Origin of the sequence: Acinetobacter sp. YH12132 (assembly GCF_013418645.1) — a bacterium.
Taxonomy (GTDB): Bacteria; Pseudomonadota; Gammaproteobacteria; order Pseudomonadales; family Moraxellaceae; genus Acinetobacter; species Acinetobacter indicus.
Genome location: NZ_VPBR01000022.1, coordinates 1 through 19947, shown reverse-complemented (window position 1 = coordinate 19947; position 19947 = coordinate 1). Strand labels below are relative to the sequence as shown.

Here is a 19947-nt window from a genome sequence, read left to right as displayed (position 1 = left end):
CAGTTGTGCTGGCGACAATAGCAAGAGTGAACCACCTGATCCCTTCCCGAACTCAGAAGTGAAACCTCTTAGCGCTGATGGTAGTGTGGGGTTACCCATGTGAGAGTAAGTCATCGCCAGCTCATTATTCAAAATCCCCCTAGCTTAAACAGCAGGGGGATTTTTTTATGCGGGAAATTTGTGTGGGAAATAAAGATAAGTAGAATCAAAATGACAGTGAAATGAGAAAAATAGAGAAGATTAACCTTCCTCTTGATTTCTCAACTGTCGGCGAGCATGTTTTAAAGCCGTTCTTAAACCTTCTTCAAGCGTCGGATGATAGAAAGGCTTAGCAAGAAGTTCATCTAACGTTACCCCTTCATCAATCAGCCAGGCAAAAGTATGGGCAAAATGTTCGGCAGATTTTACAAAGAGTTCTGCGCCTAATAACTGGCGTGTACGTTTATCAATATAAATTTCGACAGCGCCTTTATTTTTAGCCAGAACCATCGCCCGACCTTGGCGCTCATAAGAAACCTTTCCAATCACAAAGTCGATGTTCTTGTTTTTAAGCTGTTTATAGCTTTGGCCAGCAATTGCCATTTCCGGTTGACTAAACACAATACTCAGCGGTGTTAAGTCTTTTAAACTCTTCAGTTTTGGATAATTAAGGCAGTTATGCACTGCACCTCGGCCTTCATGGGCTGCTTCATGCTGAATGGGGGTAGAAGTATGCGCATCACCAACCACAAAAATTGGGTAATTTCCCAGTTGTTTGGTTTGTGGATCAATCGGTAGCTCTTTAAGATTACCAAATTGAGAGTCAATCTGTTGTAGATTCAGCGAATCTAAATGACTACGACGGCCGGTGGCCACCAATACGTAATCAACCATAAGGTGCTGCGTTTGACCTTGCTCGCTAAACTCAAGCTTGACCTGATTGCCTACCTTTTCCACTTTTTGCGGTAAGACTTCAAACTTAATCTTTAATTCATTGCTGAGAAGTTCTTGGGCGAGTTGTTGCAGATCAGGGCTGGTCAGGGCACCAACACGACGGCTTCGTGCGAATATTGTCGTATCACAGCCCAACCTTTGCATGGCTTGAGCCAGCTCCAGTGCAATGACACCACTGCCAATCACGGCTAAAGATTTAGGGATGGCGTCTAGTTCAAAGATTTGATCTGAGGTAATCAGTCGTTCACCGAGCTGCTGCTTCCATTCAGCGTCATAGGTTGGGGTAGAGCCGACAGCCAGAATAAAGGCTTTGGCCTGATATTGCTGTTGGTTCACCTGTACGGTTTGAGCATCAATAAACTCTGCCTTGCCTTGAATTTTGTGTTGTGCATCCCAGCTTTCGACTTCTTTTAAAGTGGCTTGAGTGAAATGGTCACGCAAAGCGCGGACATGCGGCATCACCTGTGTGGTATCGACCTGTGCTTTGATGTTGAGACCGACTTTATTTGCCTCGTGTAAATCATGTAGGCGATGTGCAGCAGAAATCAGCACTTTACTGGGCATACAGCCCACTCGGGCACAGGTGGTGTCCCAGGAACCGTCATTAATAATAAGAATATTTTGTGTGTGCTTGATGGCTTCTTGATAAGCAGTGATTCCTGCTGTGCCTGCACCAATAATGATGAGATCGTACATGTGTAGATAACTTCACGTAATAAATAATTTTAGGCTAACACAAGTAAAACATTTATCATCCTTTCATTTACATAAAGCAGTAACTATGGTTACATATCTGATAATATTAATTATATATTTGACCAACTCGTTGTTTTGAGGGATTTAGGGGGGAATAATTCGGTGAAAAACAAAGAAATTAGTTTAAAGTTCTCAGCAGTTGCTTTAGCAGTTTTATTGACCGGCTGTGGAGGTGGTGGGAGTGATGGTTATTATGGTGGTGGCACTTCTCAAGTTAAACCAGAAAATTCTAATGGTATTCAACAGCCAACTTTATCAGCTTTGAATATCTCTGATGTAAAACTAATAGATACTAATAATTTGAATACTGCCATTATAACTAGTGCAGGGGTATTGGCTACAGTAAAAGTTACTGATCAGAATGGTCAACCTGTTAGTGGAGCTTTAGTTACATTTACTGGTGAGAATGTTATTTTCGGTACTTCAAATGGCGCAGTTATCACTAATTTAGACGGTATTGCGAATATTTCTGTAAAACCTTTAGATTCAAAAGATACAGGTAGTTATAAATTATCAGCTTCTGCAGAAAGTAATGAAAAAACTGCTAAATCAAATGATTTGTATTTTTCAATAGAGCCTTTTAAAACTAAATTATTAGATTTAACAGCAGTACCAAATGAAATTGATGCTGGTGGTTCCTCGACTATTACATTAAAAACTGTAGATCCTGTAAGTAATGCTATTCAAAGTAATGTTCAGGTTAATTTTTCTGCTAATTGTGGCACCTTTGAAAATAATTCAGTGTTATCAAATCAAGGTATGGTAGAAACCAAATATATTGCTATTTCTTCAGGCGGACAATTATGTACTGGTCCACAAGTAATTTCTGCATTGGCAAATAATGGTGCGATATCAAGTACAGTCAATATTACTGTTAAATCAATTAAAGCAAATTCATTAGTTTATACCTCAAATGAAATTAAGCTTGGCACAGTTAATAGCGGATCTTCAACTGCGGGGCAAGTGGAATTTACGGTTTATGCTGATAACGTTCCAGCAAAAGACCAAGATGTTCGTGTTGAATTAATTAATGCTCCTCATGATTTAAGCTTTGTTTCATTAGGAAATACAGAAAGCAAGATAATTAAATCAGATGCCGCAGGAAAAGTAGTATTAAATCTTTATCCTGGTAGTTTGCCTGGTCCTATAGAAATAAAAGCTACTCTTGTTTCAGATCCAACTATTTTTGCTTTGACTAAAAGTGTTTCCGTAGCAACTGGACGTGTTTCACAAAATGGTTTAAGTCTAGCTGTTAGTAAAAATTCACTACAATGGGATGTGGATGGAGATAAAGCTACAATTACAGCACGTTTAAGAGACCGGGTAGGTAATAAAGTTCCAAATGGCACGGTGATTAGTTTCGTTTCTGAAGGTGGGAGCATTACGCCAAATTGTTCTACTGCAGATGGTGAGTGTTCAGTTACTCTTCAAACCCAAAATCCACGCCCATTAGATAATCGGGTAACAGTTCTTGCCTTTGTTGAAGGTGATAAGCAATATATTGATAAAGATTCTGACAATCGGTATACAGCTGGTATTGATGAACTAGTAAGTAATATTGGTGATTTCTTTAGAGACGATAACGAAAATACTATTTTTGAAGCAGCTTTAGGTGAGTTTTTATATAAGCGAGGAGCTACTGGAGCTACATGTGCCCCAAGTACTTTCAAACAACCTAATATAGCAGGGACTTGTAATACTGGCTTAGAAGCGGTCATAAGAGAACAGTTAGTTTTTGCATTTAGTGATGATACACCTACTGTTACCTCTGCTAATATTAATTCAGACAAGACGAATTTTAGTTTTAAACTATTTGGTAATACTCTTAGATCTGTACCAATGCCAACAGGGACAACAGTTGATGTAGTTGCGGAAGATAATACAGATAAGAACGAATTATCTTGCACGGCAGAATTGTGGAGTGGAAATCCAACTGTAGCTTCTGTGTTTAATTTATTAACACCAAGTACTTTTGTAAATAGTAGTCAAGTAAATTATTCATATCGTTTAAAAGGGTGTGGTACTGGCGATAGTCTGATTTTGTCAGTCACAGCTCCCAACGGCAAAATCACTAAAGATGAGTTCAAACTTTTTTAAAACCAAAAAAACAGCGCCTCGGCGCTGTTTTTTATGGGAGTTTAAATAGAAACTATAAAGAGGTCCCCACACTCACCCCCACCGTTGGGCGGACATCCATAGAGCTACAACCTGCCAGTACACATGCACAAATCAGCATGATCCAGATTTTATTCATGTAATAACCCCTGATTTTTTGCCTGATTAAATAGGGCTGCCGAACGTGAACCACTACGACAGACCATTAAAATCGGTTTCGGCAGTTCGTTATAGTACTTCGCAAACTCCTGCACATCGGCCTGAGAAATTGCACCGCTGCTTACGGGTTGATAAATCACGCTAACCCGGGATTTCTCGGCAATGTCACGTAATTGATTCACTTTCACCGTGTTACCTGCTTCCTGATCAGGGCGGTTTACAATCACCGATTTAAACCCATCTTGCAGCAAGATCTTAAATTTCTCAGGTGTCATTTGCCCAGAAACACTAAGATTGGCATTTAACGCACGGCTAAAATCACTGGCAGCAACGCATAGGGAGGTCGTGGTCATTGAGAGCGCCAAAACCATCCCTATCCACAACGATTTAGTCATCTAACAGGTCCATTTGTTTGGCCAGTTGATATAAGTTATTTGAGCGGTTGCCGGTACGGCAGAACATCAGAACCGGTTTTGGTAATTCATTAAAGTGATTGGCAAAGGTACGGACATCCAACTCGGTAATTTGCCCAGCCACCACCGGTTGATAGACATAATCTAACCCTGCATTACGCGCTGCATCTTCAATTTGTGCGCTGGTCGGTTGTTCCGGGCCACCTTCCATGTCTGGACGGTTGTTAATAATTGATTTAAAGCCTTTTTCAACCACTTGGGTTACGTGTTCCGGGCCAATTTGACCTGCAAAGCCAACATGCTCACTCATAATGCCACTCCATCATCCATATCTGAATATTATGCTCTATAATACCACTAGCCAGATTTTCGCGCAGATTGTTCTGAAATATTTATAAACGATTACAACCATAAAACAACGCACTGGAGCAGCCATGCATGCCTATACTGTCGAGCCTCTCTATGTCAAAAGCGGTCAGGAGGTCATTGCTGCCGATTTTTACCTGCCAAAAACTTCCACTAAACCAGCCGTGATTTTAATGGCGCATGGTCTGGCCGGCCTGCGTCAGTTCAAGCTGGTGCAATATGCCAAACGCTTTGCCCGCGCCGGTTATGCGGTGGTGCTGTTTGATTATCGCTATTGGGGCGGCAGTACCGGGCGTCCGCGGGAGCTGGTGTCGTTGTCGCGGCAGCTGGATGACTGGCGTACCATGATTTCACATGTACAGGAACGGCAATCGGTGGATGGGCGGCGGATTATCCTGTGGGGTACAGCGCTAAGTGGCGGCTATGTTTTAACTTTGGCTTCGCAGTTAAACCATTTAAAAGCGGTGATGGTGCAGGTGCCATTTGTGGATGGTGCGGCCAGTGCCAAGCTGTATCCGATTCAGCAGCTGCCACGTGCCTTAAAAATTTCCAGTCAGGATTATATGGGCGCTAAAGTCGGCTTAATGCCAAAAACCTTGCCGGTAGTTGATCCGAAAGGGCTGTGTTTCTTACCGACGGCGGATAGTTATGAAGGTTATCTGTCGATTTTACATCCAGATTTTTACTGGAGTGGCGAGATTCCGGCACGGGCGCTGTTTCATCTGATCCGTTATCGGCCGATTCAGGATGTGCGCCAGATTAATATTCCGGTGCTGTTTATTGCCGCCAAACGCGACAGCCTGATCCCGATTGAATCGAGTCGTGAAACAGCCACCAATATTGCGCCTTATGTGCAATATCATGAATGGGATATGCAGCATTTTGATGTTTATCATGGCCAATATTTTGAAAAAGCCGTCAAGACTCAATTAGAATTTCTACATCAGCATATTGGAGTAAGCTAAATGATTGTTGTCTGTCCAGCCTGTAGTGCCAAAAACCGTGTTCCGGAGGATAAGCTAACTGCCCATCCAACATGCGGACAATGTCATCAGGCTTTAATTCCACTGGCGCCGATTGACCTGAATGAGCAGAATTTTAGCCAGTTTATCCAGCACAGTGATTTGCCAATCCTGATCGACCTGTGGGCAGAGTGGTGTGGACCCTGCAAGATGATGGCGCCGCATTTTGCCCAGGTTGCGGCGCAATATCCGCAAGTAATTTTTGCCAAAATTAATACTGAAGAAAATCCGCGTTTAAGCAGTGCTTTTAATGTGCGCAGTATTCCCACGCTGGTGTTGATGAATAAGACCACCGAAATTGCTAGAATAAGCGGCGCATTAAGATCGACCGAACTGAAACAGTGGTTAGATCAGCACTTAACTTCAAACCCTTAATCACGCCCGGAGCGAATGTGTCAGATTCTCAACTAAAACCGGAAGGGACGCTCTCTCTTCAAACCATTGCTATGCCTGCCGATACCAACTGGAGTGGAGATGTGTTCGGGGGCTGGATTGTTTCGCAGATGGACTTGGCCGGGGCAATTCATGCCGAGCGTTTTACCCAAGGTCGCTGTGCCACCATTGCCATTAACCAGATGACCTTTCTGGTGCCTGTGAAAGTGGGTGATGTGATCAGCTGCTATACCAAAATCCTGAAACTGGGCAATACCTCAATTCAGATGCAGATTGAAGTCTGGGACAGCCATGACAGTTCACGTGCAGCAAAACGCGTTACCGAAGGCGTCTTTACCTTTGTCGCGGTAGATGTCAAAGGCAACAAGCGTCAGATTTCCGAGGAAGTGAAGCAGAAGTATCTGGAATCGCAAGCTGTATAATTTGTGCACTCAAAGATCAAAAATCCCAGTTCTGAAACTGGGGTTTTTTTATGGTTTAAAGCGGGTTAACGGGCTTTTTTAAGCTGATCTTTACTGACCCAGGCCCAGAGCATTTCACATTGAATTGGTGCTTCACCCGATTCATCGGTCACTTCGACTGCAACCAGCGTTTCACCTTTTTCGGTGTGTTGCATCAAGTGCTGCTGTTCTGCACTCAGCGTTGCGACTGCGGTCATGGCGCCTTGGGTCGGGCGTTTAAAATCAACTTTAAAGCTTTTAATTAACACAATCGAGTGATCGGGCACATTCATGCCGGTGACAAAGCCGGTGGCAGTTTCTGCAATTAGCGCCATAGCACAGGCATGTACCTGGCCAATATGGTTTTGCATGGCCTTGTGATTGTCAATTTTCACCACCACTTTGGCCGGGCTGACCTCAAGATATTTTAATTTGGCTGTTCCCACCATAGGCACGATCCGGCCAAAGGCTTTGCTCCACAAAGTGGTGCGAATCACCTGTGGAAATTTTGCTGTCGCTTTGACTAATTTTGCTAAACGATTCGCTTGTGCCATGATCGATTCCTATGCGGGAGCAAAGAGCTTAATCTTTGAAGTTGTTAAATTGCAGTGGCAGGCCAAATTGCTGTTCTTTTAAAAACGCCATCACTTGCTGCAAGGTGTCGCGTTTTTTATCCGTCACACGGATTTTGTCGCCCTGAATAGAAGATTGCACTTTAATGCCGCTTTCTTTAATGGCTTTATTAATTTTTTTCGCGGTATCAGAGTCAAGACCATCTTTGAGCTTCACCATCTGAATCACGTTTTTACCTGAGGCCGTGGCTTTTTGCGGGTCTAGCGCCTGCACATCAATCTTACGTTTATAAAAATGATTCTCCAGCATGGTATATACTTGCTCACATTGGAAATCACTTTCGGTTTTGATTTTGATCTCTTTGGCTTTCTCATTCAGTTCGATAGAAACATCTTGACCACGGAAATCGAAACGTGTTGCGATTTCTTTTTGAGTATTCTGAACTGCATGATTTACTTCAAAAATTTCTAATTCTGAAACAATATCGAAAGATGGCATAGTTTAGACCTTTACAAATGGAAAGAATATCTGAGATGCTAGGGATGTTTTCTTCATTTGCCAAGTGTTGTTTACATCAAAGGAGTGCACAATGATCCGTAAGCAAGAAATTACAACATTTGAGTTCCCAGAAAATGCAATCATCTGGGATGTCCGTGATGCAAGTGCTTATGCTGAAGCGCATATTCAAGGCGCAGTCAATCAGCCAATTGCCAACTTGTCAGCAGATAGCTTGACTCAGGTGTCAGCGGATCAACCGATTTACATCTTATGTGGCGGTGGCAGCAAAGCGCCGCGTGCGGCTGAATTGTTAGAAGAGCTGGACAGCTCACGTGAATATGTGGTGCTGATGGGCGGTACCCGTGCTGCACGTGATGCTGGTTTGCCTTTGGTTCAAGGGCAATAATCAAAAAGCGCCGTCAGGCGCTTTTTTATGAACACTGTTTATCATTGACTAAAAAAGATCAGAATACTCTCTCACATGATCAAGCATTTAAAATGAAGAAAATAAATGCTCTCCTCGACTTCCACACTAAGCCTGATCTTTCAAACTAAACCGGGCCATCATTCTCGATCTATACAACGTTTTTAGCTTAGGCCTTAAAATACGGTTTCTTGGCTTTGGCTTTCTTTTGAAAACGGCGGATGTTAAGTTTCTCCAGTACCTGCATCGGTACCGGGCAGGCCTCATTTAAAATCTGTGCGGCCAGAATTTCACTGCATAGCGGTGCAAACAGAAAACCTTTGGAACCGAGTCCAGTCAGGCTATAGACTTGCTGTCCGGTTTCAAGTGCTCCAAGCAGCGGGAAATAATCCTGACTTTGCGCACGGATTGACGCACGGCCTTGCCAGCTGTGTGGATCAGGCAGGGTGTCCGCATAGTCGGGGAAGACGCTACGGATCAGCACCAGATTATGTTCATGATCTTCTCGTAAGACTTCGGCATCATCCCGACCCGGATAAAAAGACGCGCCTAAAATCAACTGCTCTGCATCGAGCTGCATACAGTAACCGCCATAACTATAGGCGCTATCTAAACGCAGCGGTTGCTGGGTATTCTTCAGCCAACTGACCTGACCCCGAATCGGTTTTAACAGCGGATAATGTTCAAAAAACTGGCCAGATTCACGGGCTGTGCAGACAAAGACATGATCAAACTGGCCCAGAGATTGGTTGTCACTGAACAGTTCCGGTCGATCTGTCGGGTGAATCTGGGTGATTTTGGCCTGCTGATATTGAATCCGCTCATGCGCCAGAATCTCCGCACACAGTTGATGTGGCGACACCGCGCCAGCCTGTAGCAGACGCAGGGCAGGAAATTCTGATCGCAGCTGTGCGTCTAAATCTTTTTCCAGAATACCTGGCGGATATTGATCGGCCAGTGCCAGCAGCTGTTCCGGATTTTTTAGCCCAAGCTGATTGACCTGAATCGGGCGGAAGGCCTGAAACTTTGCATAATGATTTAAGGCATGTTGCCAGGCCAGGGTCATTAAATGGGTATGGCTCTGTTCAATAGCACACAGCTTGGGATTGAGCAGGGCTAGCGGATTACCTGAGCCACCCGCCAGTGGCGCGCTTTGATCATACAGAGAAACTAGATGGCCACGCTGGGCAAAAGCCCAAGCTATGCTTAAACCGGCAATACCGGTACCAATAATGGCAATATGCCGTTGCTGTGCAGAGGTCGAAGGAACTGAGGTTGCTGGTTCAGTTTCCCGTTCTGGGCTAAGCGGTTCTTCTGGCGCTAACCAGATGCCTTTTAGCATTTCGCGTTTATGGCCAAACCCGCGCGGCCGGGAAATATGAATCCCGTGCTGTCTTAAACCTCGCTTTAACACCCCGGCTACACTAAAGGAAGCGAAGGTAGTGCCGACATCTGACAGGCGAATAATATGATTGAGCACCTGTTCTTCCCACATATCCGGATTGCAGGAGGGCGCAAAGCCATCTAAAAACCAGGCATTGACCTGTGTGGTTTTGGCCATCATCGGAAAGACATCGTGCGCATCACCGAGCCAAAGGTCGATAGAAAAACGCTGCTCCGGAAACGACAGGCGATGACAGCCGGCCAGTGGTAATGGGTACTGGGCAATCAGCTGATCGGCCAGAGGTTTTAGTTCCGGCCAGGCATTTAAGGCGCGAATTAAATCGGCTTTGGAAAGCGGAAATTTCTCCACCGAAATGGCATGTAAATGGCTGTGATTATTCGGACGCACCTGTTGCCACAGTTGCCATAAGGCCAGAATATTCAGGCCAGTGCCGAAGCCGGTTTCTCCGACACAGAAATATTCATAATCTTGCAGGGCTGCCAGACGCTCGGACAGGTCATTACCGTTTAAAAACACATGCCGGGTTTCCAGCAGGCCATTGTCCTTGGAAAAGTAGACATCCCCAAACTGTTTCGATACCGGGACATCAATGCCCTCAATATGTTGCCAATCGAGATCGGCGGTTTGAATGCGATTAGACAACACCCAGATTACCTTTAATGAAGCAGAACATTACCACTGACGGCGACGTTTGGTATACACATAGCTGGCCACCAAAAAGCCCAGCAATACGCCGACAGCCAGCGTGGCAGCGCCGTAAAGAAACATCTGTGCGCTACGTTCACTTTGTAAGACCTGAACCTGTACACCCAGATTGTCATTTTTCAACTGCAGTTCCTGGTTTTGCGCCAGTGCTTCCAGATTGGCTTTTTCCAGCTGTTGCAGGCGGCTTTCCTGATCTTTGACCAGCGCCTTGATTTTAGCTTCCTGTGCCGCTTTATTCTTGGCTAGCTGCTCAGCGGTCAGCGGCTGGTTGGCCGTTGCCGGCGCTGTGGTGGTGGCCACAGCCGGTATAATCGCCGGTTTGTCTGGCGTTGCGACCGCTGGCGTGACTTGAGCCGTGGTATTTATAGCAGCGGGTACAGCCGGTTCAACGGCCCACAGTGCAGAACAGAAGAAGGATAGACCCAGTAGACTCGGGACAACAACGCGCATGCAGCTTATCCTTTAGGAAATGCTTTATTAAAAGGTTTGACTTCAATCTGGCCATAGACGCCTGCTTTCAGGAATGGCTCATCTTGCAGCCAGGCATCAAGGGCTTCACGAGAATCAAAATCGACAATAATGGTACTGCCATAAAAGCCCGCTTGCGGATTGGCCGGATCTTTCGGCATCGCACCGGCGACAATCAGACGGCCTTCATCATCCAGCTGTTGCAGACGTTCAAGATGTTGCGGACGAATGGCCAGACGTTTTTCGACGGTTCCTTCGTTATCGGTACAGGTCACCACAAATAAAGGCATAAGGTATTCTCGCTCAAGCGGACTGAAGGATTTATTCGGCAGTTTTAAAGTATTTACGCAATACAATAAACTGAATAATGATAAAGGAAAACATCACAATCATGTCACCAAAAGCAGTGAATTCTCCCCAGTATTTTCCACCCATAAAGATATAGGCAAAGAAACCGTGCAGGAAGGACATTAGCAGAAACATCCCGACCCAGGCATAGTTCAGTTTCAGCCAGCCTTTGTCGCTTAAATTAAACACTGGTCCAAACAGACGCTGGATTAACGGCTTGCGATCTTTGCTGAACCACGGCGACAGCAGGAAGGCGCCAGCAAAGACCAGATTCAGCAACACAGCTTTCAGGCGAATATAGAAGTCATCGCTCAGCATCAGGGTAATACCACCAAAAATCACGGTCATAAACAGCACAATCCACTGCTGTTTGTCTAAACGGAATTTTTGAGAGACAAATAATGCGCCATACACCACTAACATGGAAATGATCAGACCAGTGGTGGCTACAAGAATATTATTGTTATCCACACCACCAGCAGAGCCGATCATTTGCAGCAAAGGATGGTGGGTATCTTTTGGATCTACAGTTTTATATAAATAAAAGAAAATAATGAGTGGCACAAAGTCTAAAAGTGCTTTCATGTTAGAGTATCTAAATCTGATCAAATAAATGTCATAGTATAGAGATGCACGGCGTAGATTTACATACACATAGCAATATTTCTGATGGAACTTTAAGTCCGCAGCAATTGATTGCAGCAGCAGCTGAACTGTCGATCCATACGCTGGCATTGACTGATCATGACAGCATGGATGGAATTGCACTGGCTCAGAAAGCAGCGAAAAATCACGGGATTAAGCTCATATCTGGCGTGGAAATTTCCAGCCAGTGGTCACGTCCGGCGACCAAAAAAAGCTATGCTGTGCATATTGTGGCCTTGAATATGCAAAATCCGGCGCCGATGGCGGCACTACTGGCCCAGCAAAAAAATATTCGTGCTGCGCGCTCCAAACAGATTTGCGAGCTGCTGATTCCGCTGATTGGTGAAGATATTTATACCGATGTGATTGCCAAGGTAGATAATGTCCCGGATCGGGTGACCCGTACCCATATTGCCAAAACCCTGGTGGAAAAAGGCTATGTTAGTCGGCCGCAGCAGGCCTTTGATAAATACATTAAAGAAGGCAAAAAAGCCTATGTGAAATTTGAAGGCTTGGGCTTGGAGGAAACTATTCAGGTGATTCATGCCAGTGGCGGTTTTGCGGTGCTGGCGCATCCGACCCGTTATGATCTGTCGGCGACCAATATCCGTTACCTGATTGAAATTTTTGCCAAATTTGGTGGAGATGCCGTCGAGTTGCCGCCGGCGATTGATCCAAGTTCTACCCGGCAGATGGTGGACCGGATGATTGCCGAGCATGGCTTAAAAGTCTCGATCGGTAGCGATTTTCATGGTGAAAATATGCCATGGATGAAACTGGGCAATATTCCCAGCCTGAAACCGGGGCAGGTCGGGATTTGGGAGAGTTTTTGTTAATTCTAAATCTTGATGAATGGATCAGTTTTAAGATCTTGGGCGAATTTATACATCAAATGCAGAATGAGGACATTAACAAGTAATAAGGCCCATTCAGAAGTGATTAAAGTCATGATGACGATATACAGCATGATGGAAGTCAGGACTAAATTTCGATAAAAGTTTGGATGTTTTTTTGAAATGAACAGATGATCAATCTTGAGATCAAGTTTGAACTTACGATAGGCAATCACATCAATGCGTGAGGATAAGGCGAGTTCCAATTGTTTAAAGTATTTTGCATGAGAATGAATGAGATAAGTTTTACCATAACCTGTGGTTAACTGTAAGTCATGACTTTCTGGACAGGTTCTCAAGGCTTCTATGTGTGTAATTCGGGATAAGTCGAGCATAAGCGCCGATGGGATTTTTTCTAATCTCCCTAGTCCTCTTTGTGCTCCAACTTCTGTGCCAATGAATATTGAAAAATCATTATTTTGGGAAATTTCAAATAACTGGATGATTACATGAGAGCGTGTCAAAAAATGTATATCGATCAGTTGCCCAATCATCGCATCACTTAATTTGACTTGAAGTGTAAAAAAAGGCGAAAGATTAAAAACCTGTTTTAAATCTACATTAAACCAGATGCCTTGATCATGATTGGGCAGTTGTAATAATAACTGTGGCTGTTTCACCTGCCACCATTTTGCACGAATAGTACGTTGAGCCAGAATAATTGCTTGTGAATGTTGGACTGCTTGCTCAGTCATATCTTTTTTGAGTTGAGGATCGATCAAATATTTTTGTATAAAAAAAGGAAACTTTAAATTTATTCCTCGATCCTGAAACAGAAAGAGGGGAACACATAGACTAAATAAAATATGGAAAACAGGCCTACGTTGAAGATCGAGAAAAAGTTCTGATTGGACTAATGAACTCACTATAAAAGCCAAGATGGCACAAAGTAAAAATAGTGCTAAAGCCAACCATGGTCGAACAATGGGTTGAGGCACCGCTTGTTGAATTTTTTGTTTTAATTTCATATTTTTTTGAATTTTTAGATAAAAATTAGAACCTCAAAATGCTAATTCTGAGGCATTTATTTATAAATTATAGCAAATTATTATCTTGTGCCTGAATTGGTGGTGGTGTCGGTTTCCCCAAAGTCGAGAGTAATTCGATTTCAATGGTGCGCACCATCGCATCTAAAGGCAAGTCATTACTTTGCGTACCAAATGGCTCTTCAATTTCCGAGCTTAGGGCGTCCAACCCCAAGAAGGTATAAGCCAGAATCCCGACCAGTAGTGGTGTCGCCAGCCCCAGCGTCGAGCCCAAGCTAAACGGCAGCATAAAGCAGAAAAAGTACACGGTACGGTTTAGCAATACCGAATAGGCAAACGGCAGCGGGGTGGTGGCAATCCGGTCACAACCGGTTTGCACCAGGCTGAGTTCCATCACATGCTGGTTCATCTGGCTGTAAATAATATCGGAAATTTCACCTTCTTTTAGGGCCTGCATCAGTTCCCATTGAATCAGGCTGAGGGTATATTGCGGCGCATTGGCCTGTTGATACAGCTGGGTTACGGCCTGCTGGCTCATACCGCTGGTTTCTACCAGTTCAGTCGGATTGGCAGTTTGATGGCGCAGACGGTCACGCAACACATTGGCAAACACAATCACATGCTGAATCACCCGTTCCCGGCGGCCTTGGGCCAGCATCCGGCAGTCGCGGTCAAAATGGCGCGCATTGGCAATTAACATGCCCCACAGTTTGCGAGCTTCCCACCAGCGGTCATAACAGGCCGAATTTTTAAAGCCAAGGAAAATCGACAGCACCACCCCAATTAAGGTAAAGCCGATCAGGGGGAAATCAGAGAAGTGAAAATACCCGACATAGGACAGGCCGCCGACAATCGCCGACAGCAACATGACCACGCCCAAAGGTGGTAACACCTTCGGTAAGATGGTACCTCGCCAGGAAAATAACAGCCTAAATACGCTCGGTTGGTCACGTACAATCATGTCTGGGAATCAGCTTAAGTTTTTCATGATCTTCTGTGCTGGCCGGGTTTTTGTCAATATGTTGCGCTGCTTAAAATGTCGACTTGATGAGTTGATGTTCAGCAAAGGAAAAACTGCCTTCGGGAGCAATAATACAATGATCAATCAGGCGGATATCAACCAGCTGGCAGGCCTGCTGGATGCGCTGGGTCAATTGTAAATCGGCCGGTGAGGGCTGTGGCTGTCCCTGAGGATGATTATGACTGATCACCAGCGCCGTAGTGTTTTTCTGGATGGCAAAGCGTAGCAGCTGGTTGATCGAAATTTCACATGAATTGAGCGCGCCAAAAAACAGTTTCTTAAAACAGATTTTGCGCAGCTGCGCATCCAGGCACAATACTGCAAATACTTCCTGAGTTTCACCGAGCAGTTCAAAGCGTAAATAGTCCAGTAGCAGCCGGGAGGAGCTGAGTTCCAGTTTGTCCTGCTGCAAATGCTGGGCGGTATAGCGCCGGCCCAATTCCTTGACCGCCATCAGCTGGCTGTATTTACTTGGACCCATGCCATGAAACTGGCTTAAATCGGGCAGGGCGGCATCGAGTACCGCATTCAGGCTGCCAAAGGCCTGTAATAAATGACGGGCCAGTTCAACGGCAGAGTACTGCTGGGAGCCGGAGCGCAGGAAAATAGCCAGCAGTTCGGCATCGGAAAGACTGTGCGCGCCGTACTGGATCAGGCGTTCACGCGGACGCTCCTGTTCCGGCCAATGTTTAATACTGAAGTTCATTGTTATTAGACTTATTGGTGATGAATTGTTATGGATTTCGCCCAGACATGTCTTGGGAATGACAATATTTAATGCTATTGTGAGCCCCACTGCAACAGAAAGGTAAGCTGTTCGTGAGTTTTGATTTAAGTGTCATTCCTAATAAAAATATTATTGTGGGTATTACTGGCGGTATTGCCGCCTACAAAAGTGCCATTCTGGTTCGCCGTTTAAAGGACGCTGGCTTTAACGTCCGGGTGGTGATGACCGAAGGGGCACAAGCCTTTATTACACCGCTGACCTTTCAGGCGTTGTCGGGCAATCCGGTGCATACCCAGTTGCTGGACCCGGAAGCCGAGGCCGGCATGGGGCATATTGAACTGGCACGCTGGGCCGATCTGGTGCTGATTGCACCGGCCAGCTGTGACACCCTGGCCAAATTTGCCGCCGGTCTGGCAGATGACTTGTTATCGACTTTATATCTGGCCACCAGTGCCCCGGTCTGGGTGACACCGGCCATGAATCAGCAGATGTGGGCGGCCAAAGCTACGCAGCGCAATCTGGCGACGCTGGTAGACGATGGCGTGCATGTGATTATGCCGGAATCCGGCTCACAAGCCTGTGGTGATGTCGGTCTGGGCCGTATGCCTGAGCCGGAAGAGCTAGCGCGTCAGGTCACCGATTATTTCCATAAAGCGCAGCGTGCGATTGCTGAAAAATTTGGCTTACTGGCCAGCAAGCATGTGGTGATTACCGCCGGGCCAACCCGTGAAGCGATTGATCCGGTACGTTATATTTCCAATCATAGTACTGGAAAAATGGGCTTTGCCCTGGCAGCAGCCTGCTATGCAGCTGGCGCCAAAGTTACGCTGATTGCCGGGCCGGTCAGTCTGGATACACCAAACGGGGTCCGCCGTATTAATGTATCTTCAGCCGTGCAGATGCTGGACACCAGTATGCAGTTGCTGGATGAAGGCTGTGATGTGTTTATTGCCACCGCGGCGGTTGCCGATTATCGCGTGGCTGAAGTTGCAGAACACAAAATCAAAAAATCCGGAGATGAACTGGATATCGCCTTAATCAAGAATCCGGATATTGTGGCGACTATCGCGCAGCAGGACAAACGTCCGTTTATGGTCGGCTTTGCCGCTGAAACGCGCAATGTGGAAGAATATGCGGCCGGCAAACTGGTGGCGAAAAAGCTGGATATGATTGCCTGCAATGATGTGTCCCGTGCAGATATCGGCTTTGCCTCTGATGAAAATGCCATGACGGTGTTCTTTGCTGAAGGCTATCATCTGCCAAAACGCGATCTGGAAAAAGCCTCCAAGCAGGAAATTGCCCAGCAGCTGGTCGAAGCCATTCATGATGCCTTGCACCATGATCCGGCGCAGGATGAAGCCTTCTGATCTTGTCAGAACAAATAAAAAAGCCCTGCAAGTGCAGGGCTTTTTCGTGTTGGACTTAAATGCCTGAATACAATTAAGCCTGACCTTCTGCAGCAGCGGCTTGTGCGCGTTGCATGTTGGCTTCAAATTCAGCATCGAAGTTGATTGGCGTTAACAGCAATTGCGGGAAGCTGCCTTTGGTAACCATATCATTCACTGCTTCACGCAAGAATGGGAACAGGATGTTCGGGCAGTAGGCACCCAGAATATATGGCAGACGTTCTTCTTCTACGCCATCAATCAGGAAAATACCTGCTTGAGTGACATCTACAATAAATGCTGTATCACCGGCATTGTTGGCTTGAACAACAACTTTTAAAGACACTTCAAAGTGGGTTGGATCAATCTTTTCTGCAGAAGACGACAGATTGATATTCAGTTCAGGCTGCCATTCTTTGGTAAATACTTGTGCCCCTGGAACTTCAAAAGAAATATCTTTTGTATAAATACGCTCTAATGCCAATTGTGGTTGAGCTTGTTGTTGTTCACTCATTATTTATTCCTTAAAAATATGAACAGAAAATTAATTGAAATTATGACGCCAGTAAGTCATCGAGTTTGCCTTCACGCTCAAGGGCGTAAAGTTGGTCGAAACCACCAATGAACTGCTCATTAATAAAAATTTGTGGAACAGTACGATGGTTGGTGCGCTGCATCAGTTCAGTGCGGACTTCTGGTGCTTCGTTGGATAAATTGATTTCTTTATAGACAACGCCTTTACGCTCAAGAAGCTGTTTTGCACGTACGCAATATGGACATACAGTTGTTGAATAAATCGTTACTTCAGCCATTGCTAATCTCCTCAAGCGGATTATTTGCTTTTTACTAAAGGTAAGCCTTGTGCTTTCCAGTTACTGATCCCACCATCCAGACGATAGCTATCTGCGTGGCCTACCTGTTGCAGGGCAGTGCCGGCAATTTGACCTAAATTGCAGATAAACACCAATGGACGGTCAGCGGTTTTTAACTCTTCAATATGGCTTGAAATTTTGCTGTAAGGAATGTTGCGGCTGCCGCTGATATGGCCTTCACGGAAGTCTTTGGCATCACGTAAATCAATCAGCATGGCATTTTTGGCTTTCACCAGAATCCCTAAAGATTGTGGGGAAATTTTACGCCCGTTACGTTGGCCTTCCAAAATGAAGAATAAAACCACCAAAACTGCCAGTGTTCCAAACAAGAAGGGGTGATTCCCCATAAACTCGAACCAACGTTCCACAAGTCACCTAAATTACAATTTCAAAAATTGTCACAGAGTATAGCCTATAAATATGGTGATCAAAATCACCGCTTCAAGGGTCGGGCTGCAATTAAACTAATTTTTTTGCTGAGCTTCGTTGACTTCATCAATCAGACGTAAATAACTGTCGAGCCGGCGCGTTAAAATCTCACCTGCTGCTGCTGCCTGACGCAAGGCACATTGCTTTTCGTGCTTATGGGTACAGTTACGGAATTGACAGTGACCGAGCAGATTTTCAATTTCCGGAAAACCCTGCTGGATTTTTTCAGTCGTCAAATGCCACAGGCCAAATTCACGGATGCCCGGTGAGTCAATAAGCGCCGAACCTTCACCAAACGGAATTAAGCGGGTGGAGGTGGTGGTGTGCTGCCCCAGGGCCGAGTTTTCTGAGATGATATTGGTTTTCTGCGCCGCTTCCGGCACGATGGCATTAATCAGGGTGCTTTTACCCACGCCAGACTGACCGACAAAGGCCACAGTTTCATTTTTTAAACGGTTGGACAGTTCGGTCAGATCTGCATCAGACTGGGTCTGCATCACTTCATAACCCAAATTGCGGTATTCTTGCAGTAAATCCAGAATCGGATCATTTTCGGTAAGTAGGTCGGATTTGTTCAGGATCAGCAGCGCCGGAATATTGGCATCGGCACAGGCCACCAGATAGCGGTCAATCAGACCCGGTGCCGGTTCTGGCAGCGGTGCAAACACAATCACAATCAATGAGATATTGGCGGCTACCGGTTTAACTTTGTGGTAACGGTCCGGGCGCGTGAGCAAAGACTGGCGCGGATGGATGGCGCTAATAATGCCCAGACCGGTATTTGGATCGGCCTGCCATTTAACCCGGTCACCGGTAACCAGTAATTCCAGGTTGGTACGGGTATGACAGCGCCAGATGCTGCCCAGTTCAATCGGTTTCCAGAACGGTTCAGGTTCACCTTCGGCCACCACGGGTTTTTCAGGATGCTGCTCCGGCACGGAGAGGGCTTGTACTTCCAGCTGGCGTCCATAATGCTGCACCACCAGACCTTCCAGATCATTGGAGCTGTCTATCTCTTCCTGCCGGGTTTGCTGCTGTTTCTGAATGCGGCGTTGTTGCTGTTCAGTCAGGCGACGCTTACGAATTAAAGCCATTCATATCCTAAAAAAACCATGAAATCTGGAGTGCAAAAATAGCATGAAGCACGGGCAGAATGACACCCAAGAACACAGAAATTTGCTACTATAGCCGTTTTTAAGACGAATAAGATTGCACATTTATGAGCAGCACGCCTGATACCCGCTTAATTTGGATTGACCTGGAAATGACAGGTTTAGATACCGATAATGATCAGATTATTGAAATTGCCACCATTGTGACAGACGATCATTTAAATATTCTGGCGGAAGGTCCGGTACTGGCCGTGCATCAATCAGATCGTATTTTAAATGCCATGGATGAATGGAACACGCGTCAGCATGGTCAGTCGGGGCTAATTGAGCGTGTACGTCGCAGTAAACTGAGCGCGCAGGATGCCGAGCAGCAAACCTTGGAATTCCTGAAAAAATGGGTCAATCCAAAAACTTCGCCGATGTGCGGTAACTCGATCTGTCAGGACCGACGCTTTTTACACCGGTTAATGCCGGAGCTGGAGCAGTTCTTCCATTACCGTAATCTGGATGTATCTTCTGTTAAAGAACTGGCCAAACGCTGGCGTCCGGAAATCATGAGCGGCTTAAAGAAAAATGCCTCTCACCTGGCCATGGATGATATCCGTGACTCGATTGCCGAGCTGAAATACTATCGTGAATATTTCTTTATTATGAATAAATAAGTATCTGTTCATCATCCATCTATTTGCACTGTGGGGACTAGCGTATCCACAGCGCTTAAGAAGAGGCTTTGGGCCATTGCTGTCCCACAATTTTTCACAAGAGGAAGCTCATTTGAGCTTCCTCTTGTTTTATGGGTATTTTATCGGGTGAAAATAAAGCTTTTAAAGTTCTTCTTTCAAACAAATTCACTTGAATT

Annotated in this window: 24 protein-coding genes and 1 rRNA gene; 9 read left to right on the top strand and 16 right to left on the bottom strand. The window is 45.4% G+C overall.

What is annotated here, in order from left to right; translation table 11 throughout:
• Window positions 1-7 precede the first annotated feature (7 nt).
• Window positions 8-122, top strand: a 5S ribosomal RNA gene (gene rrf, locus FTU67_RS13455).
• A gap of 118 nt (window positions 123-240) precedes the next feature.
• On the opposite strand, the gene FTU67_RS13450 is transcribed toward rrf, so the two are convergent.
• Window positions 241-1629, bottom strand: coding sequence for a dihydrolipoyl dehydrogenase (locus tag FTU67_RS13450; RefSeq protein WP_180057755.1), 1389 nt, complete (start codon window positions 1627-1629; stop codon window positions 241-243).
• Window positions 1630-1791: 162 nt separating this feature from the next.
• Here FTU67_RS13450 and FTU67_RS13445 point away from each other — a divergent pair, with 162 nt between their 5' ends.
• Entirely contained in the window at window positions 1792-3786 is a 1995-nt protein-coding gene (locus FTU67_RS13445) for a hypothetical protein (RefSeq protein WP_180007028.1), read from the top strand.
• Between the two features lie 149 nt (window positions 3787-3935).
• On the opposite strand, the gene FTU67_RS13440 is transcribed toward FTU67_RS13445, so the two are convergent.
• Together FTU67_RS13440 and FTU67_RS13435 are read right to left on the bottom strand one after the other, a co-directional pair.
• Window positions 3936-4358 (bottom strand): beta-lactamase hydrolase domain-containing protein, encoded by a 423-nt coding sequence (locus tag FTU67_RS13440; protein WP_034598149.1) that lies wholly within the window; start codon window positions 4356-4358, stop codon window positions 3936-3938.
• Window positions 4351-4686: a TIGR01244 family sulfur transferase gene (locus tag FTU67_RS13435; RefSeq protein WP_005182227.1), complete on the bottom strand. Its 336-nt coding sequence runs from the start codon at window positions 4684-4686 to the stop codon at window positions 4351-4353. The genes FTU67_RS13440 and FTU67_RS13435 overlap by 8 nt, the downstream gene beginning before the upstream one ends.
• A 124-nt stretch (window positions 4687-4810) precedes the next feature.
• On the opposite strand from FTU67_RS13435, the gene FTU67_RS13430 reads away from it, so the two are divergent.
• The 3 genes from FTU67_RS13430 to FTU67_RS13420 all read left to right on the top strand — a co-directional run bounded on the left by FTU67_RS13430 (window position 4811) and on the right by FTU67_RS13420 (window position 6579).
• Window positions 4811-5707 (top strand): alpha/beta hydrolase, encoded by an 897-nt coding sequence (locus FTU67_RS13430; RefSeq protein ID WP_005182237.1) that lies wholly within the window; start codon window positions 4811-4813, stop codon window positions 5705-5707.
• Window positions 5708-6139, top strand: coding sequence for a thioredoxin TrxC (gene trxC / locus FTU67_RS13425; protein WP_016659552.1), 432 nt, complete (start codon window positions 5708-5710; stop codon window positions 6137-6139). It abuts the gene before it with no gap.
• A gap of 71 nt (window positions 6140-6210) precedes the next feature.
• The gene (locus FTU67_RS13420) at window positions 6211-6579 is read left to right on the top strand and encodes an acyl-CoA thioesterase (protein ID WP_171525181.1); all 369 of its coding nucleotides are present in this window, start codon (window positions 6211-6213) and stop codon (window positions 6577-6579) included.
• Window positions 6580-6644: 65 nt separating this feature from the next.
• Here FTU67_RS13420 and FTU67_RS13415 read toward each other — a convergent pair whose 3' ends face one another.
• Together FTU67_RS13415 and FTU67_RS13410 are read right to left on the bottom strand one after the other, a co-directional pair.
• Window positions 6645-7151, bottom strand: coding sequence for a DUF4442 domain-containing protein (locus FTU67_RS13415; protein ID WP_075168314.1), 507 nt, complete (start codon window positions 7149-7151; stop codon window positions 6645-6647).
• 28 nt (window positions 7152-7179) lie between these two features.
• Window positions 7180-7668: a YajQ family cyclic di-GMP-binding protein gene (locus FTU67_RS13410; RefSeq protein WP_180061882.1), complete on the bottom strand. Its 489-nt coding sequence runs from the start codon at window positions 7666-7668 to the stop codon at window positions 7180-7182.
• A 91-nt stretch (window positions 7669-7759) separates the two neighbouring features.
• Between FTU67_RS13410 and FTU67_RS13405 the strand changes: the two genes are divergently transcribed.
• Complete coding sequence (locus FTU67_RS13405; protein WP_005182260.1) at window positions 7760-8074, top strand: rhodanese-like domain-containing protein; 315 nt, start codon at window positions 7760-7762, stop codon at window positions 8072-8074.
• Window positions 8075-8261: 187 nt separating this feature from the next.
• On the opposite strand, the gene mnmC is transcribed toward FTU67_RS13405, so the two are convergent.
• Genes mnmC through FTU67_RS13385 form a run of 4 tightly spaced genes read right to left on the bottom strand, consistent with a single transcriptional unit; the run spans window position 8262 to window position 11603 of the window.
• Window positions 8262-10139, bottom strand: coding sequence for an FAD-dependent 5-carboxymethylaminomethyl-2-thiouridine(34) oxidoreductase MnmC (gene mnmC, locus FTU67_RS13400; RefSeq protein WP_180061883.1), 1878 nt, complete (start codon window positions 10137-10139; stop codon window positions 8262-8264).
• A gap of 30 nt (window positions 10140-10169) precedes the next feature.
• On the bottom strand, window positions 10170-10652 hold the full coding sequence (locus FTU67_RS13395) for a hypothetical protein (RefSeq protein WP_180061881.1): 483 nt from the start codon (window positions 10650-10652) through the stop codon (window positions 10170-10172).
• 5 nt (window positions 10653-10657) lie between these two features.
• Window positions 10658-10960 (bottom strand): YciI family protein, encoded by a 303-nt coding sequence (locus tag FTU67_RS13390; protein ID WP_005182271.1) that lies wholly within the window; start codon window positions 10958-10960, stop codon window positions 10658-10660.
• A gap of 31 nt (window positions 10961-10991) precedes the next feature.
• Complete coding sequence (locus FTU67_RS13385; RefSeq protein WP_075175311.1) at window positions 10992-11603, bottom strand: septation protein IspZ; 612 nt, start codon at window positions 11601-11603, stop codon at window positions 10992-10994.
• A 44-nt stretch (window positions 11604-11647) separates the two neighbouring features.
• Between FTU67_RS13385 and FTU67_RS13380 the strand changes: the two genes are divergently transcribed.
• Window positions 11648-12499 (top strand): PHP domain-containing protein, encoded by an 852-nt coding sequence (locus FTU67_RS13380; RefSeq protein ID WP_180061880.1) that lies wholly within the window; start codon window positions 11648-11650, stop codon window positions 12497-12499.
• Window positions 12500-12501: 2 nt separating this feature from the next.
• Here FTU67_RS13380 and FTU67_RS13375 read toward each other — a convergent pair whose 3' ends face one another.
• The 3 genes from FTU67_RS13375 to radC form a co-directional block, all read right to left on the bottom strand.
• On the bottom strand, window positions 12502-13524 hold the full coding sequence (locus tag FTU67_RS13375; RefSeq protein ID WP_159123092.1) for a hypothetical protein: 1023 nt from the start codon (window positions 13522-13524) through the stop codon (window positions 12502-12504).
• Window positions 13525-13591: 67 nt separating this feature from the next.
• Complete coding sequence (locus tag FTU67_RS13370) at window positions 13592-14503, bottom strand: bestrophin family protein (protein ID WP_005182277.1); 912 nt, start codon at window positions 14501-14503, stop codon at window positions 13592-13594.
• Window positions 14504-14573: 70 nt separating this feature from the next.
• Window positions 14574-15269 carry a DNA repair protein RadC gene (radC, locus tag FTU67_RS13365; protein ID WP_005182279.1) on the bottom strand — a complete coding sequence of 232 codons (696 nt, stop codon included), beginning with the start codon at window positions 15267-15269 and terminating at the stop codon, window positions 14574-14576.
• A 113-nt stretch (window positions 15270-15382) separates the two neighbouring features.
• Between radC and coaBC the strand changes: the two genes are divergently transcribed.
• Window positions 15383-16657: a bifunctional phosphopantothenoylcysteine decarboxylase/phosphopantothenate--cysteine ligase CoaBC gene (gene coaBC, locus FTU67_RS13360; RefSeq protein ID WP_180061879.1), complete on the top strand. Its 1275-nt coding sequence runs from the start codon at window positions 15383-15385 to the stop codon at window positions 16655-16657.
• A 73-nt stretch (window positions 16658-16730) separates the two neighbouring features.
• On the opposite strand, the gene secB is transcribed toward coaBC, so the two are convergent.
• The 4 genes from secB to rsgA all read right to left on the bottom strand — a co-directional run bounded on the left by secB (window position 16731) and on the right by rsgA (window position 19070).
• Window positions 16731-17189, bottom strand: a complete 459-nt coding sequence (gene secB / locus FTU67_RS13355) for a protein-export chaperone SecB (protein WP_005182282.1) — start codon at window positions 17187-17189, stop codon at window positions 16731-16733.
• A gap of 40 nt (window positions 17190-17229) precedes the next feature.
• Entirely contained in the window at window positions 17230-17487 is a 258-nt protein-coding gene (gene grxC / locus FTU67_RS13350) for a glutaredoxin 3 (protein WP_005182284.1), read from the bottom strand.
• Between the two features lie 20 nt (window positions 17488-17507).
• On the bottom strand, window positions 17508-17915 hold the full coding sequence (locus FTU67_RS13345) for a rhodanese-like domain-containing protein (RefSeq protein WP_005182291.1): 408 nt from the start codon (window positions 17913-17915) through the stop codon (window positions 17508-17510).
• Window positions 17916-18011: 96 nt separating this feature from the next.
• On the bottom strand, window positions 18012-19070 hold the full coding sequence (rsgA, locus tag FTU67_RS13340; RefSeq protein ID WP_104989110.1) for a small ribosomal subunit biogenesis GTPase RsgA: 1059 nt from the start codon (window positions 19068-19070) through the stop codon (window positions 18012-18014).
• A gap of 125 nt (window positions 19071-19195) precedes the next feature.
• On the opposite strand from rsgA, the gene orn reads away from it, so the two are divergent.
• Entirely contained in the window at window positions 19196-19750 is a 555-nt protein-coding gene (gene orn / locus FTU67_RS13335) for an oligoribonuclease (protein ID WP_005182297.1), read from the top strand.
• Window positions 19751-19947: the final 197 nt, after the last annotated feature.

What these genes read in the sequence shown, in the direction of transcription:
- rsgA (WP_104989110.1), bottom strand. Translation starts at nt 19,070, where the DNA reads ATGGCTTTAATTCGTAAGCGTCGCCTGACTGAACAGCAACAACGCCGC.
- FTU67_RS13420 (WP_171525181.1), top strand. Translation starts at nt 6,211, where the DNA reads ATGCCTGCCGATACCAACTGGAGTGGAGATGTGTTCGGGGGCTGGATT.
- FTU67_RS13430 (WP_005182237.1), top strand. Translation starts at nt 4,811, where the DNA reads ATGCATGCCTATACTGTCGAGCCTCTCTATGTCAAAAGCGGTCAGGAG.
- radC (WP_005182279.1), bottom strand. Translation starts at nt 15,269, where the DNA reads ATGAACTTCAGTATTAAACATTGGCCGGAACAGGAGCGTCCGCGTGAA.
- orn (WP_005182297.1), top strand. Translation starts at nt 19,196, where the DNA reads ATGAGCAGCACGCCTGATACCCGCTTAATTTGGATTGACCTGGAAATG.
- FTU67_RS13370 (WP_005182277.1), bottom strand. Translation starts at nt 14,503, where the DNA reads ATGATTGTACGTGACCAACCGAGCGTATTTAGGCTGTTATTTTCCTGG.
- FTU67_RS13415 (WP_075168314.1), bottom strand. Translation starts at nt 7,151, where the DNA reads ATGGCACAAGCGAATCGTTTAGCAAAATTAGTCAAAGCGACAGCAAAA.
- FTU67_RS13375 (WP_159123092.1), bottom strand. Translation starts at nt 13,524, where the DNA reads ATGAAATTAAAACAAAAAATTCAACAAGCGGTGCCTCAACCCATTGTT.
- FTU67_RS13380 (WP_180061880.1), top strand. Translation starts at nt 11,648, where the DNA reads ATGCACGGCGTAGATTTACATACACATAGCAATATTTCTGATGGAACT.
- FTU67_RS13440 (WP_034598149.1), bottom strand. Translation starts at nt 4,358, where the DNA reads ATGACTAAATCGTTGTGGATAGGGATGGTTTTGGCGCTCTCAATGACC.
- FTU67_RS13390 (WP_005182271.1), bottom strand. Translation starts at nt 10,960, where the DNA reads ATGCCTTTATTTGTGGTGACCTGTACCGATAACGAAGGAACCGTCGAA.
- FTU67_RS13395 (WP_180061881.1), bottom strand. Translation starts at nt 10,652, where the DNA reads ATGCGCGTTGTTGTCCCGAGTCTACTGGGTCTATCCTTCTTCTGTTCT.
- trxC (WP_016659552.1), top strand. Translation starts at nt 5,708, where the DNA reads ATGATTGTTGTCTGTCCAGCCTGTAGTGCCAAAAACCGTGTTCCGGAG.
- FTU67_RS13450 (WP_180057755.1), bottom strand. Translation starts at nt 1,629, where the DNA reads ATGTACGATCTCATCATTATTGGTGCAGGCACAGCAGGAATCACTGCT.
- FTU67_RS13385 (WP_075175311.1), bottom strand. Translation starts at nt 11,603, where the DNA reads ATGAAAGCACTTTTAGACTTTGTGCCACTCATTATTTTCTTTTATTTA.
- secB (WP_005182282.1), bottom strand. Translation starts at nt 17,189, where the DNA reads ATGAGTGAACAACAACAAGCTCAACCACAATTGGCATTAGAGCGTATT.
- FTU67_RS13410 (WP_180061882.1), bottom strand. Translation starts at nt 7,668, where the DNA reads ATGCCATCTTTCGATATTGTTTCAGAATTAGAAATTTTTGAAGTAAAT.
- FTU67_RS13435 (WP_005182227.1), bottom strand. Translation starts at nt 4,686, where the DNA reads ATGAGTGAGCATGTTGGCTTTGCAGGTCAAATTGGCCCGGAACACGTA.
- FTU67_RS13405 (WP_005182260.1), top strand. Translation starts at nt 7,760, where the DNA reads ATGATCCGTAAGCAAGAAATTACAACATTTGAGTTCCCAGAAAATGCA.
- grxC (WP_005182284.1), bottom strand. Translation starts at nt 17,487, where the DNA reads ATGGCTGAAGTAACGATTTATTCAACAACTGTATGTCCATATTGCGTA.